The organism is Deefgea tanakiae, from assembly GCF_019665765.1.
GTDB classification, from domain to species: domain Bacteria; phylum Pseudomonadota; class Gammaproteobacteria; order Burkholderiales; family Chitinibacteraceae; genus Deefgea; species Deefgea tanakiae.
This window is the reverse complement of sequence record NZ_CP081150.1, coordinates 1,481,087-1,497,586: the sequence shown is the minus strand read 5'-3', so window position 1 is coordinate 1,497,586 and position 16,500 is coordinate 1,481,087. Positions and strand designations below refer to the sequence as shown.

The 16,500-nt window shown below is 48.7% G+C and carries 13 protein-coding genes; all 13 read right to left on the bottom strand.

The genetic code is table 11. From position 1 onward, the window contains the following. Positions 1-177: 177 nt before the first annotated feature. The 13 genes from serB to ccoS all read right to left on the bottom strand — a co-directional run bounded on the left by serB (position 178) and on the right by ccoS (position 16,499). Positions 178-1,017, bottom strand: a complete 840-nt coding sequence (serB, locus tag K4H28_RS07020; RefSeq protein ID WP_221007659.1) for a phosphoserine phosphatase SerB — start codon at positions 1,015-1,017, stop codon at positions 178-180. A gap of 5 nt (positions 1,018-1,022) precedes the next feature. Further along, complete coding sequence (locus tag K4H28_RS07015) at positions 1,023-2,042, bottom strand: FUSC family protein (RefSeq protein ID WP_221007658.1); 1,020 nt, start codon at positions 2,040-2,042, stop codon at positions 1,023-1,025. Positions 2,043-2,045: 3 nt separating this feature from the next. After that, the gene (locus K4H28_RS07010; protein WP_221007977.1) at positions 2,046-2,783 is read right to left on the bottom strand and encodes a UPF0149 family protein; all 738 of its coding nucleotides are present in this window, start codon (positions 2,781-2,783) and stop codon (positions 2,046-2,048) included. 19 nt (positions 2,784-2,802) lie between these two features. After that, positions 2,803-3,267: a GNAT family N-acetyltransferase gene (locus K4H28_RS07005; protein WP_221007657.1), complete on the bottom strand. Its 465-nt coding sequence runs from the start codon at positions 3,265-3,267 to the stop codon at positions 2,803-2,805. Further along, positions 3,267-7,364, bottom strand: a complete 4,098-nt coding sequence (locus tag K4H28_RS07000) for a DEAD/DEAH box helicase (protein WP_221007656.1) — start codon at positions 7,362-7,364, stop codon at positions 3,267-3,269. Before K4H28_RS07000 ends, K4H28_RS07005 begins: the two co-directional genes overlap by 1 nt. 1 nt (position 7,365) lies before the next feature. Beyond that, the gene (mfd, locus tag K4H28_RS06995) at positions 7,366-10,761 is read right to left on the bottom strand and encodes a transcription-repair coupling factor (protein WP_255573648.1); all 3,396 of its coding nucleotides are present in this window, start codon (positions 10,759-10,761) and stop codon (positions 7,366-7,368) included. A gap of 103 nt (positions 10,762-10,864) precedes the next feature. After that, positions 10,865-11,356: a FixH family protein gene (locus K4H28_RS06990; protein WP_221007654.1), complete on the bottom strand. Its 492-nt coding sequence runs from the start codon at positions 11,354-11,356 to the stop codon at positions 10,865-10,867. A 1-nt stretch (position 11,357) separates the two neighbouring features. Further along, a complete protein-coding gene (gene ccoG / locus K4H28_RS06985; RefSeq protein WP_221007653.1) occupies positions 11,358-12,794 on the bottom strand; it encodes a cytochrome c oxidase accessory protein CcoG in 1,437 nt (478 codons plus the stop codon). Positions 12,795-12,904: 110 nt separating this feature from the next. Beyond that, complete coding sequence (ccoP, locus tag K4H28_RS06980; RefSeq protein ID WP_221007652.1) at positions 12,905-13,819, bottom strand: cytochrome-c oxidase, cbb3-type subunit III; 915 nt, start codon at positions 13,817-13,819, stop codon at positions 12,905-12,907. A gap of 17 nt (positions 13,820-13,836) precedes the next feature. Further along, positions 13,837-14,004 carry a cbb3-type cytochrome oxidase subunit 3 gene (locus K4H28_RS06975; RefSeq protein ID WP_221007651.1) on the bottom strand — a complete coding sequence of 56 codons (168 nt, stop codon included), beginning with the start codon at positions 14,002-14,004 and terminating at the stop codon, positions 13,837-13,839. 5 nt (positions 14,005-14,009) lie between these two features. Continuing rightward, positions 14,010-14,624, bottom strand: coding sequence for a cytochrome-c oxidase, cbb3-type subunit II (gene ccoO, locus K4H28_RS06970; protein WP_221007650.1), 615 nt, complete (start codon positions 14,622-14,624; stop codon positions 14,010-14,012). 19 nt (positions 14,625-14,643) lie between these two features. Then, a complete protein-coding gene (gene ccoN / locus K4H28_RS06965) occupies positions 14,644-16,068 on the bottom strand; it encodes a cytochrome-c oxidase, cbb3-type subunit I (RefSeq protein WP_221007649.1) in 1,425 nt (474 codons plus the stop codon). A 236-nt stretch (positions 16,069-16,304) separates the two neighbouring features. Then, positions 16,305-16,499, bottom strand: a complete 195-nt coding sequence (gene ccoS / locus K4H28_RS06960; protein ID WP_221007648.1) for a cbb3-type cytochrome oxidase assembly protein CcoS — start codon at positions 16,497-16,499, stop codon at positions 16,305-16,307. Position 16,500 lies beyond the last annotated feature (1 nt).

Here is a 16,500-nt window from a genome sequence, read left to right as displayed (position 1 = left end):
GCCCTGTCTGTATCGACACTACAGTAGTCGTGTCTTGCTCAACGTTATTACACAATTGAGATAAAAAATACCCAAATCATTTCAATGTTTTGATTTAGGTAGGGCTATTGTGATTTTATCTAGCATGTATTGCGTTGTAGACTTTATTGCTAATCGGCTACAGGACAATACATCATTTTATTTAAAGTAGTTCAATACGCCGTCGAGGCCTACAAAGTTAATTTTGAACGGTGCCTCAAGCTGGACTTTGGGCTTTGCGTGACAAGCCACACCAAATCCAGCGGCGTGGAGCATCGGCAAATCATTCGCGCCATCGCCCATTGCGACCACTTGATCGGCGCGCAAACCAAGTTCATCGCGCATCTTGATGAGTTCGGTGCGTTTACGTTCGGCATTGACGATGTCGCCAATCACACGGCCGGTGAGTTTGCCGTTTTCAACTTCGAGCACATTGGCGATCGCACGGGTAAGGCCCAGTTTGACTTTAAGTTTTTCGGTAAAAAAGGTAAATCCACCTGAAATCAATAATGTTTGCGCTCCTGCAGCATGAAAGCCTTTAAGCATCGTTTCGGCGCCGGCCATCAATTGCAGGCGTTCGATATACACACGCTCTAGGGCGGCTTCATCTAATCCAGCGAGAAGAGCCACGCGCTGAGTTAGGCTTTCATTAAAATCGAGTTCGCCACGCATCGCCGCTGCCGTAATCGCCGCCACTTGTGGCTTGAGATTGCACATGTCGGCAATTTCATCGATGCACTCGATGGTGATGAGCGTTGAGTCCATATCCATCACGACTAAACCAATATCACGCACGCTATGATCTTCTGGAATAAACGCGTAGTCATATTGATTTGATTCGCAAAAATCAGCCACCGCTTCGTCATTTTCGATTTCAGCACCGTGCAATTTAAAGGCTTGGGTGTTGATCGCTTCGATGGTGTGAGCTCCAGACAAGCGCGCTAATTGCTTTAAATTCTGCGTCGCTACTTCAGGTGCTTGGATAACTAAACGGTACATGATGACTAAGGTCCTGTTTCTGGTTTTAAACTGCGAAAGATCATCGCAAAAATAATCGCAATCGCTGCGCCTAATAATGTTTCAAAAATTCGATTCTCGGCAGAAATCTCGGCAGCATGCCCTTGGATTCCCAGTAAAGCTAAAATTAAATAAATCAAAAATGTCGTCACGGCAGCGACATACATCAGCCCATTAGCAAAAGCGATCGGCACTAAAGCGCCAGTGATGGCAGCCAGTGCGACCAAGGCCCAATAAGATTGAATCTCAAATACAAACGCCCATGCAATCAGTGAGGCCAGTAGAACACCCATTAGCCTTTGCCAAATCGTTGAAGAAGTACGTTTGGGTTCTGGTCTAAATACCATCAAAGTACAAATTGCCGCCACATTTGGCGCAGTAAAGTGCAATTTTTGCGCGAAGAAAAAGCTTAAAGCACAAGCAATTGCCAGCAATAGTCCAAATGTAGCGCCAGCAAATTGACCTTGGCGAAGCTGCTGATAATCGTTGTGCCAATGTGGCGGCACTTTTAGACTGATTGGGTTGTTGATGCGGGGAGCAACACACAGCGCCAGCACGATCGTCATTACCGCGCCACTTAGATAATACGGCAAGATTGAGCCTGAAATTACACTGCCTGGATAGCCCACTAAATACGCTGAGGCGACCATTCGCAGTAGTAAGTCCAGTGCAAATCCCGCACTTAAGCTGGCGCCAATCAAGGTGACCAGTAAGATAATGCCGGCAAACCAAAGCAATAAATTAGCGTTGATACTTAAGCTAATGCTAGCCGCAGTAATGATGAGTATATTGCCAAACAGCATGCTACCTAGTCGCTGCCGACGACTACCCCCCATATCCATCATAATGGTGGCCAATATGGCAAAACCCATCATACCTGCGGCGAGATGCTGCTGATGAAAGACTTGATACCCCATTGGCAATCCAAAAGCCAGTGCGCCCAGCAACATACGTGAACGATGAAAGGAGCCGCCACTGGGCCGCAGTATCAAGAGCCAATCAGGCACGCATTAAGCTCCGTGGCACTTCTTGAATTTTTTGCCCGAGCCACAGTGACACGGGTCATTACGGCCGATTTTTGGCTCTTCACGAACGACTTGCTCGACTTTGCCGAATTTTTCTTCGAGTACAAAGTACATAATGTCTTCGACGTGCCAAGGTAATTCAGCAACACGTTCTTGGCGCTCTTTGGTGTTGAGTAATTTAACTGGCTCAGCACCCACTTCATCGCTTGGGCTGGTATCGGCTAAATCACCTTCGGCTGCGGCCGCTAAAGCAAGTACATTTTCTACTGCAGTATCGAGCTCTTCATTAGCTTCGAGCAATGCATCCCAAGCTGCTGAGCGCGCTTCAATACCGGCAAAAAAGCCTGAGGCCCAATAAACGCCTGAGGTTTCTTGCCAGTTTTCATCTTGTTCTTCGTCAGACAAGATCACCGGTACATACAATGGGTTTTCGCCCGGATTGTCACGACGATTCACTGAGAATGCGGCTTTAATGCTGGCTGCATGTTGGCGAATCAGTCCGAAAATTTCGTCAGCTTCTGCGTGGTCGTCAAATTCTGGTGGGGTGCCGGCGAAAATCGCAGGCAGCCATTCCTCTTCTGGCACTTCTTCAGGGCCAACTGCAAGCGCCACCAAAAAACCATCGAGCATTTCGATGTCCATGGTTTCGGCGGGGGTGCGGGGCGACATTAAAAAAGCGTCGAGTTGTTCGAGTTGTGCATCGGTCAGTAGTTTTGTGCTCATGGTCTTTCCAAGGAGTAAATTAATGCTGCTGAAGTGGTTTTTCTAACCACTCGGCGTAATCGGGGCGAGTCGGGATAAAGCCGCGCGTACGGAAAAATCCACGTGCGCTGTGCGTTGTTGCCACCATTATAGGGTTGAAGCCATGTTCGCGGGCTGCCAATTCCAGCGCAGCAAGCAGGGCGGTGGCTATCCCGTTCTGAGTCTGTTTGGGGGCAACATAGAGATGCACAATTTCACCTTGCCAATTCATCGACGCAAACCCCACGCGTTTTTTACCGAGTAAGGCCAGATATTGTACTGAACTGTTTTCAGTGCAGTCTGTAATCGCTTCTGTATTGATGTCGGTGAGCCAATCAGCTAGCTCAGCCTCATTATGTTGATGGTCTAAATCGCATAGCTCCGTAATGGATTGGCGAATCAGTTCCGCTATCGCTTCGGCATCTTCGGCGTTGGCAGGACGAAAGGTCAGTGTTTTCTTCATCATTAAGCTGCCGTTTTGAGAAGTTCGAGCAAGGCATCCGCATTGAGCTTGCCGCTACTATCGCTGCCTTCGAGCAGGCTATCAGCTAAGTCGCGTTTATTGTGATGCAGCGCGACGATTTGCTCTTCAATCGTGCCTTCCGCGACGAGGCGGTAGATGGTCACTGGACGTTGCTGCCCCATGCGATGCGCACGATCGGACGCTTGATCTTCGACCGCAGGGTTCCACCAAGGGTCAAGATGAATCACATAATCGGCCGCGGTGAGGTTCAGCCCTGAGCCACCTGCTTTTAAGCTGATCAAGAAAATATCACCCGTTCCCGCTTGAAAGGCGTTGACCGCTTCAAGTCGTTTTTTGGGCGGCGTACTGCCATCCAGATATTGGTAGCTAATGCCTTGCGCATCGAGCCATTCACGCACAATCGCCAAATGATCGACAAACTGACTAAACACCAAGGCTTTATGCTTGTTTTCGAGCAATTCAGTGGTGATTTCGGTAAACGCAGTGAGTTTGCTGCCGGTGAGTTGACTGTCTTTCATTACCAATTTGGGATTGCAGCAAAAGCGGCGTAGTTTGGTGATTTCGGCCAATACTTGCATCGGTTTTTTTGCGGCTTCGTCAATGCTGTCAAGCCGTTCAACCGCCTGTTGGCGGAGCGCCTCATACAAATGCATTTCATCGGAAGTTAATGGCACGCGTAGAGTGATTTCGGTGCGAGCGGGTAATTCTTCGAGCACTTGCGTTTTGGTTCGTCGCAGCATGAAGGGCTGAATGATTTTTTTTAGCGCTTGCCGAGCTGCCTTGTCGCCACCTTCAATCGGATTGGCGTAGCGGGCGGTGAATTTTTCTTTCGAGCCTAGCAGCGCCGGATTGATGAAGCGGAATAAATTCCACAGCTCGCCCAAATGATTTTCCATCGGTGTGCCGGTGGCGATCATCCGAAAATCGGCTTGCAACGCCATCGCCGCTTGGCTGCGTTTGGTGGTCGCATTTTTAATCGCTTGGGCTTCATCGAGTACGACGGTGTGCCAGTGCACGGCCGCAAATTGCTCGGCATCTTGTTGCAGTAGGCCGTAGCTGGTGACAATCACATCAAATGCACCAAGTTCATCGAGTTTGCGATTTTGACCGTAGGCTTGGATTTTCAGAGTTGGCGCAAACTTGCGTGTTTCAGCTTCCCAGTTCAAGGCTACCGACGTAGGTGCGACGACTAAGCAAGGACCTTTCGGTGCACGCTCCAGCATCAATGCCAAAGTCTGAACCGTTTTGCCAAGACCCATATCGTCGGCTAAGCAGGCCCCCACACCCCAGTGTGCAAGGCGCGATAGCCATTGGAAGCCGTCTTGCTGGTACTCCCGTAAAGTGGCTTGTAGCGTTGATGGGATTTTCGGCTGATGCTGAGCGAGGCTGTCGAGTTTGGCGATGTGATTACGCCAAGCTGCATCTGCTTCGAGTTCGCCCACTTCGTTCGCAAGTTCTAGTAATGCGCCGCTGGCGAGTAGATTGACTTTAAAGCCGTCTTTGCCGCTTGGTTCAGCGACGGCGTAGAGTTCCTCTAGGCGTTTTCTAAATGAATCAGTGAGCGCCAAATAATCATTGTCGCCGAGTTTTAAGAAACGGCCTGGCGAGGCGTCGAGTAATTCAAGCAGTTGGCGCAGTTGTAGCACTTTGCCGTCATCAAGTTTGACTTCGCCGTTGACGACAAACCAATCGCCTTGTTGCTTCAAGCCGAGTTTCATATTGGCGAGCGACTTGGTCGCTTTGAGGCGGAAGCGTTCGCCTTCTGGCCAGACGAGTTCGATTTGCTCGGCGGGCAATCGACGCAGTTGCATTAAGAGCTCAAGGCAATCATCCGGCGCATCGATTTGCCATTCTTGGCCGTCGCTCTCACTATTGGCGAGCGCGGTGCAGTAGTTGATGATGTAGCTGAGGTTTGCTTTCTCTGTTTTTAAATCACGTTCAGCTTGGACGGTTTTGCCATCGATTTCGCCCAAGATATTTGCCGTGCCTTTCCCTGGCACAAACCAGCCGCCATCCTGTAAAGGGCGCACCAGAAATTGTAAGCGCAGGCCTTCGTTAAGCGGCAGCAAGTGAGCATAAATCATCGCGTTAGCAGGAATCGCATCGATATGCGCTGCTAATTCAGGCAGGTCGGAATGAATCGCAATATGAGGTGCAATCGACGTTATCGCACCGACTAACTGCGGTTTGGCTGCCGACGGCACCATCAAGCCTGCGCCGATAATGCCGGCAATTTGCCGAATGTCGGGGTTGATGCGGTAGACCACCAAACGCGTTGGCGTTTCTTTACGCCACACCACGTCTTCACCGGCGGTGATGCTTGGATTGAGCTTTAGCGAAATCTGTCCTTTGATTTCTTTGAGCTGCAAAGCGATTTCGCCAGCAACTAAGTCGATGCGTACATCGGGCGAATCTGCCCAGTACACGTGCGGGTGGCTCAACAAATCAATCAGTGCTGCTTCATGATTAAGGGTATAGCCTGATTCGCCATAGTAATTATGCTCTGCATGCGCATGCCTCACGATGCGGGTGTCTTGTTCGGTGAGGTAGCTTAGCGCTGGGTCGTTGCCAATGCTAAGGCGTTTGAGCGCGACGGCGCGGCCTTTGCTCCAGATGCCTTTTGCGTTGACTTTTTGCTCTTTGGGCTCAATCGTCACCGAGCCGTGATAAAGATTGATAAACCAAGCTAAGCGCATGCTGCTGGTGTTGATGTCATTGGGTTTTGCGTTGAGTAAACTCAAAGCGGTTAAGGCGCGTGACCATGCCTCTTCGCGTGGGAAAAGATCAATCAGCGGTTTTAGGTTACGTTCTGCATGCCAGTTTGGGTGCAATAATTCATCACCAAACGCCTTGCTCATAAATACATCAACTTCTTGCGTGACCCATTCATATTCTTGCCAAGCGTGATGCAGTTTTTCGCATTGTGTGCGCCAGTTCGCATCGAATGGATAATCGCGCCAATATAAAATCATCAGCTCAAACAAGCCAATGACACCATAGTTAGCAGAGATCGGCATTTGTGAATTGTTTTGGCAGGAGAGGCCTGTCGCGAGGTAGTACACCCAGTCGATATGGTCGGCATAGAGACCGTTGAGTTTCTCTTTTTTTGCGACTTCAAATTGAGTGACGAGCAGTTTGAGGTCTGCCTCTTGTCGTGTGCCGAGCAAGGCCAGGCTGTAGACGATGCCGACTTGCCCATCGATGGCGATTTTACGCTTGTTGGTCTGCTGTTTTTCGTGTGCAATGACTGCCGCTCCACGCTCGACGATGGATTGGTAGTCGCCCCGAGCGAGCCGCATCGTCATATCCGCCCCAGTAATGAAGTTGGGGTCAATGAGCTGATTTAGCTTGGCATAGGTCGCCATATCGCCACGTAATTGCGCTTGCCATGCCAGCGTTTGTAAAAACAATGGAGTGGAAAATTTTGAAATGTTTTTTAGTGCGTATTCGTATTGCGCGGAGGCCGGAGCGAGTAAATGTGTTGCGTAGTAGAGGAAATGACTGAGCAAAGTGGCCTGCGTTCCAGACTCTGCTTGCTCTAAAAAATGCAGACCTAATTCGTTCTGAAAGAAGAAATGCACTGGGTGCTGTTCGAGTGCGACGTGGGTCAGATTGCCCGACGCAAATAATTGCAAATCGCTCGCCAGTGTTTGATCGTCATTTAACATCACGGAGTAGATGCACAATTGTGCATAACTTTGCCGCGAAGTGCTCTCCCAGTATTGCACCATGGGTTTAACTTGTAGGGCGTTTTGAACCCAGCTTTTGAGCGTGCCTTCAGTGGCCAGTAAATCCAATAAGGGCCATTGCAATTCGGGCTTGAGTGCAAAACCGACGGTTTCGGCGTCAATGAGCTTTGCTACCATCAAATTGCCCAGCATTGCTTTAACGGACAAAACATCCAGTACAACTTTATTGACGAAGGGCGATGTGGCGTGTTGGCGTTTAAGTAATTCAATCAGCCGAGTTTGGCCGAGACCGTGCCCGTAAACAGCAAATGCACAAAGAAATGGAAAGTACTCTTTGGGTATGTCTTTGAATGCATTGTTAGGTAGTGGATGCGAACCAATACTGCTCATATTAAATTAGCTCTCTGAGTAATTCGTTAATCCGCGCCGCGCGCAGTGCGCTGGAAGGCCAGTCGCCTTCGATGCGTAGTTTGTCTTGGCCTTGTAGTTTGTAGTGTTTTTTGCTCTGAATCAGGCTGATGATTTTCATCGGCTCAACGACGGTGTTTTGCGCGAAATGCACGATGATGGCCGTATCGGCGGCATCAATTTTGCTAATCCCTAAAGGCTTGGCGAGCATCCGTAAGCGGTGGCAGTCGAGCAGTACCTTGGCAGGCTCTGGCAGTAAACCAAAACGATCGACGAGTTCTTGGTGAATGTCGTTGAGTTCGTCTTTTTCGTCGACGCTGGCAAGGCGTTTGTAGAGTGACAAGCGCTCGTTAATATCTGGGCAATATTCCTCTGGCAACAGCGCTGGCGAATGCAGGTTGATTTCTGTGGTAACGCCCAGTGGTTGTGACAGATCGGGTTCTTTGCCTGATTTAAGTGCTTTGACCGCTTCTTTGAGCATTTGTGAGTACAACGAGAAACCGATTTCCTGCATTTCACCCGACTGCGAATCGCCCAGCACTTCACCCGCACCACGGATTTCCAAGTCATGCATTGCTAGGTAGAAGCCGGAGCCGAGTTCTTCCATTTGTTGAATCGCTTCGAGGCGTTTTTTTGCGTCTTTAGTAATGCCTTCTAGGTCGGGAACGAGCAGGTAAGCGTAGGCCTGATGGTGCGATCGACCAACGCGGCCGCGCATTTGGTGTAACTGGGCGAGGCCGAATTTATCAGCGCGATTCATCAAGATGGTATTGGCGTTCGGGATGTCGATACCGTTTTCGATAATTGTCGAGCAGAGCAGTAAATTAAAGCGCTGCTGCGTAAAATCACGCATCACGTGTTCGAGTTCGCGGCCACGCATTTGGCCGTGCGCGACGCCGATGCGCGCTTCGGGCAAGAGTGCAGCGAGTTTTTCGCGCATGTTTTCGATCGTGTCGACTTCATTATGCAAGAAGAAAACTTGCCCGCCGCGCTTGAGTTCACGCAGTACGGCTTCGCGAATAATGCCGTCAGAGAACTTGGCAACAAAGGTTTTTACGGCAAGGCGTTTGTTCGGTGCAGTGGCTATTACCGAAAAGTCGCGTAGACCTTCCAGACTCATCGCCAAAGTACGTGGAATCGGCGTTGCTGTGAGCGTCAGTACGTCGACATTCGCGCGAAGTGCTTTGAGTTGCTCTTTTTGGCGCACACCAAAACGATGCTCTTCATCGATGATGACCAAACCGAGCTGTTTGAATACAACATCCGGCTGCACTAATTTGTGCGTGCCAATCACGATATCGACGCTACCATCTGCGAGACCTGCAATTGCTGCACTGGTTTCTTTGCCGGATCTAAAGCGCGATAATTCCGCAATTTTAATCGGCCAATCGGCAAAACGGTCGGCAAAGGTTTGGTAATGTTGTTCGGCTAATAGTGTGGTTGGCACCAGCACCGCGACTTGCTTGCCTCCGGCAACGGCTGCAAACGCGGCGCGCAGTGCGACTTCGGTTTTACCAAAGCCCACATCGCCGCAAACCAAACGATCCATCGGTTGTTTGATGCGCATATCGACCAAGACGGCTTCAATCGCACCAGCTTGGTCGGCGGTTTCTTCAAAGCCAAAGCCAGCGGCGAAGGCTTCGTAGTCGTGTGGATTCCACTCGAAGGCATGACCCTCGCGCGCTGCGCGGCGGGCGTACAAATTGAGTAACTCGGCGGCCGTATCACGAACTTGTTCGGCGGCTTTACGCTTGGTTTTTTCCCACGAACCAGAACCCAGCTTGTGCATCGGTGCAGTGTCGGATGCTCCGCCTGAGTAGCGCGAAATGACGTGCAATTGGCTTACGGGTACGTAGAGTTTGTCGTTGCCAGAATATTCAATCAGCAATAACTCAGTCGCGCCATCGCCCAAATCCATCGAGGTGAGGCCCATGTAGCGGCCAATACCGTGTGCTTCGTGGACGACGGGATCGCCGATTTTGAGCTCGGATAGATCGCGCAGCATGGCATCGGTATTGCTGCGTTTTTGTTGTTTTTTACCGCGACTTTGAATGACCGATGGGTATAAATCGGCTTCGGTGATAACTGCAATGGTAGCGCTACGCCATTCAAAACCTTTGAATAAGGGCGAAGCCAACAAAATAGCGTGTTCATTGCTGGCGAGTGCATCAGCCCATGTATCGAGTAAGGCTGGCTTTAAACCGTACTCGGCAAAAAACTGCGCCATCGTTTCACGGCGGCCCAAGCTTTCTGCGCTGAGAATGATTTTTCCACTGTATTGGGTGATGAAATCATTGAGGCGACGGATAGGGTTTTCGTTGCGTCGATCTACATCCAGCGCCGGCAATGGGTGAGTTAGGCTGGTTTCGCCTTGAATCAGATCAATGCGGCGATATTTTTTGATATTGGCAAAGAGCAGATCAGGTTCGACGAAAAGCTGGCGTGGTGGTAGTAGTGGTCGGTCTTTCTCGCCGTAGCTGAGTTTGTGTCGTTCGGCGATGTCTTGCCAGTATTGCCCTGCAGCGCTGAGTAGCTCTCCGTGTAAGACCAATACTGCTTCTTGCGGTAGGTAATCAAAAACAGTTGCTGTGCGTTCAAAAAACAAGGGCAGGTAATATTCAATCCCAGCGGGAATGACGCCATTGGAAATGTCTTTGTAGAGCCGAGCTTTCGAAGGGTCACCTTCAAATGCTTCGCGGAAATTTTGTCGGAATTTTTTTCTACCTTCTTCATCGGTCGGAAATTCACGCGCTGGCAGTAGGCGAATCTCTGGTACTGGGTACAGGCTGCGTTGTGTATCTACGTCAAAAGTGCGAATCGATTCAATTTCATTGTCGAATAAATCAATCCGAAACGGCAGTGTACTGCCCATCGGAAATAGGTCGATCAATCCGCCGCGGATTGAAAACTCGCCAGGTCCATACACTTGCGTAACGTGGCTGTAACCGGCAAAGGCCATATCAGCACGGAGTTTTTCTGCGTCGAATGGGTCGCCTTTTTTGATAAAAAAGGTGGTTGCGGTTAAAAATTCTACCGGCGGCAATATCCCCATCGCAGTTTGAAGTGGCACTATCAATACATCGACAGCATTCTGGCGAACTTGCCACAGTGTTGCGAGGCGTTCGCTGATTAAGTCAGAGTGCGGTGAAAAATGATCGTAAGGGAGGGTTTCCCAGTCGGGCAACTGTAGAACGGTCTTTTCGTGTAAGAAAAACCCGAGTTCATCTTTAAGTCGCGCAGCTTCCTGAGCATTGGCTGTAAAAATCACCAAGGGGCGTGCAGCTTGCGCATAACTGGCTAACAGCATCGCATCGGCAGAACCGTGCGGTTGTGCAATTTGCAGACGTTCGTTAGCGCGAGGAAGTTCGGGTAGCGACATAAGATGAGGGCGCATGTAAAGGCTGGGTAATGGGAGATTATACCAGCCCTGGCGCCTACTCTATATGGCAAAACGGCTGATTGTCGATCAGCCGTTGGGTGTTTTAAGGGAGTGCAACGCTTTCGTCGCGCTGGGTCGCCCATGTTTTACGTAGGCTCCAGGTTTTTATATCGTCGCTGAGCTCAACGTGCCAGTTGCCCGCTTGCAATGGCTGTTTTAGGCTGCCTGTATACATTCCGGCTGTTGGGTTGCTTAGCGTAATTTCTTGGTCCAAACCATTCATGGTTGGGTGAACGATTTTCAGCTTGATGGGGCCAAGTTCTTTTTTGTTGAACAAAATGCGAATGGATTGCTGATTGTCGCCCAAAATCACTTGCGCTGTAATGCCTTTTGCCAACGCTGCTTTTTCTAACTGCAGGCGTTGGTTGATGTTGTTGCCTTCTTTGTAGTAATTGTCGCTCACCAGGCTGTCTTTTGAGGTGGCCGCCAAATACAACATATGCATTCCACCTAAAATGGCGAGCACTGGAAAGGTAATTAGCAGCCAAACATGAGGGTGCTTGTACCAAGGTTTTTCTTCGTGCGGTGTACTCATATTATTTTCCAATAAAGGTGGCTTTTTCTGTTACGGTTTGTGTTGGATCGTCTTTGGCCGTCACGGTAAATTTAATTTCATGACTACCTGCTTTGGCGTGTTCGGGCGGCACTTGTAATCTGATCGAGATATTGTCAATCGCAGTAGAGGCCAGTTCGATTGAATCTTTGCCAATAAGTTTCATTTGCGGCAAACCTTCGGCTTGAATCAGGTAGGCGTGGCTGCGTTCGCTGGCGTTTTGAATGATGAGACGGTAGGTGTTTTCCAGTTTGCCATCATCGACTTCACGAACTAGAGAGATGCGATCACGCTCGATATTGAGTTTAATCGGCTGCCTCATCATCAATGAGGTAATGGTCACTGCCAGCACAATACTAATCACCACCGCATACATCAATACACGAGGGCGTTTGATTTTTTTGATGATGTCGCTTTCGGGGTATTTGTGTTCAAGCGCATTTTCAGTGGTATAGCGCACTAAGCCGCGTGGGTAATTCATCTTGTCCATGATTTCATCACAGGCATCAATACAGGCGGCGCAGCCTATGCATTCATATTGCAGTCCATCACGAATGTCGATGCCGACAGGGCAGACTTGTACACACATAGTGCAATCAATGCAGTCGCCCAAACCATCAGCCTTGTAATCGCTGCCTTTTTTGCGGCTACCACGATTTTCGCCACGTTCTTGGTCGTAGCTAATGATTAAGGTGTCGGCATCAAACATGGCGCTTTGAAAGCGGGCATACGGGCACATGTATTTACACACTTGCTCACGCATCCAGCCAGCGTTGCCATAGGTGGCAAAGCCGTAAAATAAAATCCAGAATATTTCGTATCCGGAGAGGGCGAAAATAATTAGATTGCTCCATAGCTCACGAATCGGCGTGAAATATCCGACAAAGGTGAAGCCAGTCCAGAGTGCAAAAAGCACCCAGAGTGTGTGTTTGGTGGTTTTGAGTTGTAGTTTTTTGGCGCTCAATGGCCCGTTATCAAGTTTAATTCGCGCGCCACGATCGCCTTCAACCCATTTTTCTATCCAAAGAAAAATTTGGGTATAAACGGTCTGCGGACAGGCGTAGCCACACCAAAGGCGACCACCAATCGTGGTCCAAGCAAAAAGACCAAACGCAGAAAGGAGGAGTAGGGCGGTGAGGTAAATAAAATCTTGCGGCAGGAATACGAGACCCAGAATGTAAAATTTCCGGTTTGCTAAATCAAACAACAGTGCTTGGCGTTCATTGATTTCTAGCCATGGCATGCAGTAAAAAAACAATTGGGTCGCGATGACGAAAAAAATGCGCCAATTATTCCAAAAGCCAGTGACCCAGCGCGGGTAGATTTTTTTATGCGCTGAATACAGCATGACTTCTTCGAGTTCACCGTCATCTTTAACGTTGATGACGTTGATAGGAATGTCTTTTAGCTTTTTGCTCATAATGACCCCTTTGCAAAAACGATGATGAAAGTCTTGTGACTTTAAGCATGGTTCTTTGGCGAATGAAAAACGGGCGGAAAATCCGCCCGCGAGTATTTTAAAACTAAATCTTATTTTTGCTCTTGGCGTAGGCTAAAGACATAAGCAGCAAGCAAATGTACTTTTCCATCACCAAGAAACTCTTTCCAAGCGGGCATCACATTGTCACGACCATTAATAATGGTTTCTGAAATGACGGCTTCTGATCCGCTGCCATACAACCAAATATTATCAGTTAAGTTTGGTGCGCCAATATCTTTGTTGCCTTTGCCATCCGTGCCATGACAGGCTATGCACACTTGAGCAAATGTTGCTGCGCCGCGCTCAGCACGCACATTGTTATGTGCTGGGTTGCCTGATAGTTTCATTACGTAGTTTGCAACGTCACGAACTTTCTCGTCGCCAAAGGCTGCGCCAAAGGCTGGCATTTGCCCGTGGCGACCTACATTAAGCGTCTCCTTGATTTTTTCTGGAGTGCCACCGTAAAGCCAGTCGCCGTCCGTCAAATTCGGGAAGCCTTTCGCACCGCGTGCATCAGAGCCGTGGCACTGAACGCAGTAAGTTTGAAATAGGTTTTTACCCATTGCAATCGCTTCTGGCGATTTTGCAACTTCAGGAATTGGCATTGCCATGTATGAAGCGTACAAAACATCAGTTTTTTGGTCGGACTTTGCGACTTCAGCTTTGTATTGACCTACTGCACTCCAGTTTTTAAGGTTACCAAAGGCAACCAAGCCTGGGTATAGAGCTAAATAACCCAAAGCAAAGACGATAGTCAAAATAAACATCCCAACCCACCAGCCTGGTAGTGGGTTGTTATATTCTTCCAAGTCGCCATCCCAAACGTGGCCTGTAACTTGTGCCTTTTCGCCTTTTTTGAGCTTCACTTTCATTTGCGTGGCAAGAATGTAGGCGCAATAAAAAATACCGCCTAACGATACTGCTGCAATGAAGTAGCCCCAAAAACTACTTGAAAAATCATCCATTTTACTCTCCGAACGCTTTAGGTCTGCTTGTTTGACGGCGGCAAATCGTCGTCTAAGAACACTCGCTGTGCTTCTTCGTCAAAAGCGGCTTTATTTCGTTTGCTGAAGGCCCAAAAGCAAATTCCCACGAACAAAACAAAACCAGCAACGGTGACGATGATTCGTACTTCGTTCTGCAGATCCATCGTGTTTACCTTTTGTTTTTCAGAACAAGACCTAAACCTTGTAGGTAGGCAATGAGGGCATCCATTTCTGTTTTGCCTTCCACTGCTTTGGCCGCATTTGCGATGTCTGCATCTGTGTACGGATCACCCAGTTGACGTAGTGCTGTCATTTTCTTTGGCATCATTTCCGCATCAACAGGGCGCGCTGCCAAGAAGGCGAACGCGGGCATGTTTGACTCAGGGACGACATCACGTGGGTTCATCAAATGAGTGCGGTGCCATTCGTCAGAGTAACGTCCGCCAACACGAGCCAGGTCAGGACCAGTACGTTTCGAGCCCCATTGGAATGGGCGGTCATAAACCGATTCTCCGGCGACAGAGAAGTGGCCATAACGCTCAGTTTCAGAGCGGAAAGGACGAATCATCTGTGAGTGGCATGCATAACAGCCTTCACGGATGTAAATGTCACGGCCCGCTAGCTGGAGTGAGCTGTATGGCTTTACCCCATCAATCGGTTTAGTTACGGATTTACTGAACATCAACGGTAAGATTTCTACAAACATCGCAATACTGAGCGTAAACAAAGTCAGGATGATCAGGTAGAAAACATTTTCTTCAACTAATTTTTGCAGCTTATTCATGTTATTTTTCCTTCCGCGATCAGGCGTGCGCTGCAACGGCTGGGATCTTCGCATCGACGGCTTTGCCGATCGATACGGTACGCAGAACGTTGTAAAGCATTAAGAACATGCCTGATAAGAAGCAAGCACCGCCCAAGAAACGGATGAAGTAGTACGGATAGGTCGCTTTAACTGACTCAATAAAGGCGTAAGTCAAAGTACCATCGGCATTCACAGCGCTCCACATTAGACCTTGGGTCACACCGGCAATCCACATAGAAGCGATATAAAGCACAGTACCTAAAGTGGCCATCCAGAAATGAACTTCAATCAGTTTGACTGAGTACATTTGTTCGCGATTAAACAAACGTGGGATCAGGTAGTAGATCGCACCGATGGTAATCATCGCAACCCAGCCTAAAGCACCTGAGTGAACGTGACCCACAGTCCAATCTGTGTAATGGCTTAGCGCATTCACTGATTTGATGGCCATCATCGGGCCTTCAAAGGTCGACATGCCATAGAAAGACAGGGCCGTCACCAAGAACTTCAAGATTGGATCGGTACGCAATTTATGCCACGCGCCAGACAAAGTCATAATCCCGTTGATCATACCGCCCCAGCTTGGTGCCAGTAGAATCAAAGAGAACACCATACCTAAGGATTGAGTCCAGTCAGGTAGGGCGGTGTAGTGCAAGTGATGCGGACCTGCCCACATATATGTGAAAGCAAGTGCCCAGAAATGCACAACAGAAAGGCGATATGAGTAAACAGGGCGACCTGCTTGCTTAGGAACGAAGTAATACATCATGCCCAAGAATCCAGCCGTCAAGAAGAAGCCGACTGCATTGTGGCCGTACCACCATTGCACCATGGCATCTACAGCGCCAGAGTAAATTGAATACGATTGCATAGTGCCCAAGATTGGTAGTGCCATGCTATTTACAATGTGCAGTAGGGCAACAGCAAGAATAAACGCACCATAGAACCAGTTGGCTACGTAGATGTGTTTTACTTTACGCTTGGCGATCGTACCAAAAAACACGATGGCGTAACAAACCCACACTACAGTAATCAATAGATCAATCGGCCAGGCCAATTCAGCATATTCTTTGCCTTGGGTGTAACCCAGTGGCAATGTAATTGCTGCCAGAACGATAACCAGTTGCCAACCCCAGAAGTGGAAGGCGGCGAGTTTGTCGCTGATAAGACGTACATTACAGGTACGTTGAACTACATAGTACGACGTTGCGAATAGGCCACATCCACCAAATGCAAAAATGACTGCATTCGTATGAAGGGGGCGTAAACGGCCAAAATGAAAATACTGGCCGACATTGAGTTCTGGCCAGAACATTTGAGCGGCGATGATCACGCCGACTAACATTCCGACAATACCCCAAACGACCGTCATGATGGCAAACTGCCGAACCACTTTGTAATTGTATGTGGCTTGGTTTTCCATTAGAGCGCTCCGAATGATCTCCAACTGCTTGGAATTGAGTTAAAAACTTTTTTATTTATTACGATTAGCCTGTTTTGGTCTTTGCCAAATTTTTTAGCAACCTGAGTAGGTATAGATTCTACAAAAAAGTGAGACTGACACATACTGGACTATACGCAACTAAGTATCTTGCACACTTGATTTGAATCAAGTGTGCATAATTACAAACGGTATGATTTTACCTTGTTGGGCGGCATTCAGTCAGGAAATTTTTGCTTTTCTTCGTGCAAGTGATGTTCTTTTAGTTCGCTCTTGTCATCGTCATGCAAAATTCGCCAGCTAGGGCCTTCTAAATCATCCAGTTGGCCACTGCGGATGGTCCACCAAAAGACAAAACCAATCACAAAGGCAATAACAATCGATAGGGGGATGAGTAGGTAGAGGCTTTCCAAT

What these genes read in the sequence shown, in the direction of transcription:
- serB (WP_221007659.1), bottom strand. Translation starts at nt 1,017, where the DNA reads ATGTACCGTTTAGTTATCCAAGCACCTGAAGTAGCGACGCAGAATTTA.
- K4H28_RS07010 (WP_221007977.1), bottom strand. Translation starts at nt 2,783, where the DNA reads ATGAGCACAAAACTACTGACCGATGCACAACTCGAACAACTCGACGCT.
- K4H28_RS07005 (WP_221007657.1), bottom strand. Translation starts at nt 3,267, where the DNA reads ATGATGAAGAAAACACTGACCTTTCGTCCTGCCAACGCCGAAGATGCC.
- K4H28_RS07000 (WP_221007656.1), bottom strand. Translation starts at nt 7,364, where the DNA reads ATGAGCAGTATTGGTTCGCATCCACTACCTAACAATGCATTCAAAGAC.
- mfd (WP_255573648.1), bottom strand. Translation starts at nt 10,761, where the DNA reads ATGTCGCTACCCGAACTTCCTCGCGCTAACGAACGTCTGCAAATTGCA.
- K4H28_RS06990 (WP_221007654.1), bottom strand. Translation starts at nt 11,356, where the DNA reads ATGAGTACACCGCACGAAGAAAAACCTTGGTACAAGCACCCTCATGTT.
- ccoG (WP_221007653.1), bottom strand. Translation starts at nt 12,794, where the DNA reads ATGAGCAAAAAGCTAAAAGACATTCCTATCAACGTCATCAACGTTAAA.
- ccoP (WP_221007652.1), bottom strand. Translation starts at nt 13,819, where the DNA reads ATGGATGATTTTTCAAGTAGTTTTTGGGGCTACTTCATTGCAGCAGTA.
- K4H28_RS06975 (WP_221007651.1), bottom strand. Translation starts at nt 14,004, where the DNA reads ATGGATCTGCAGAACGAAGTACGAATCATCGTCACCGTTGCTGGTTTT.
- ccoO (WP_221007650.1), bottom strand. Translation starts at nt 14,624, where the DNA reads ATGAATAAGCTGCAAAAATTAGTTGAAGAAAATGTTTTCTACCTGATC.
- ccoN (WP_221007649.1), bottom strand. Translation starts at nt 16,068, where the DNA reads ATGGAAAACCAAGCCACATACAATTACAAAGTGGTTCGGCAGTTTGCC.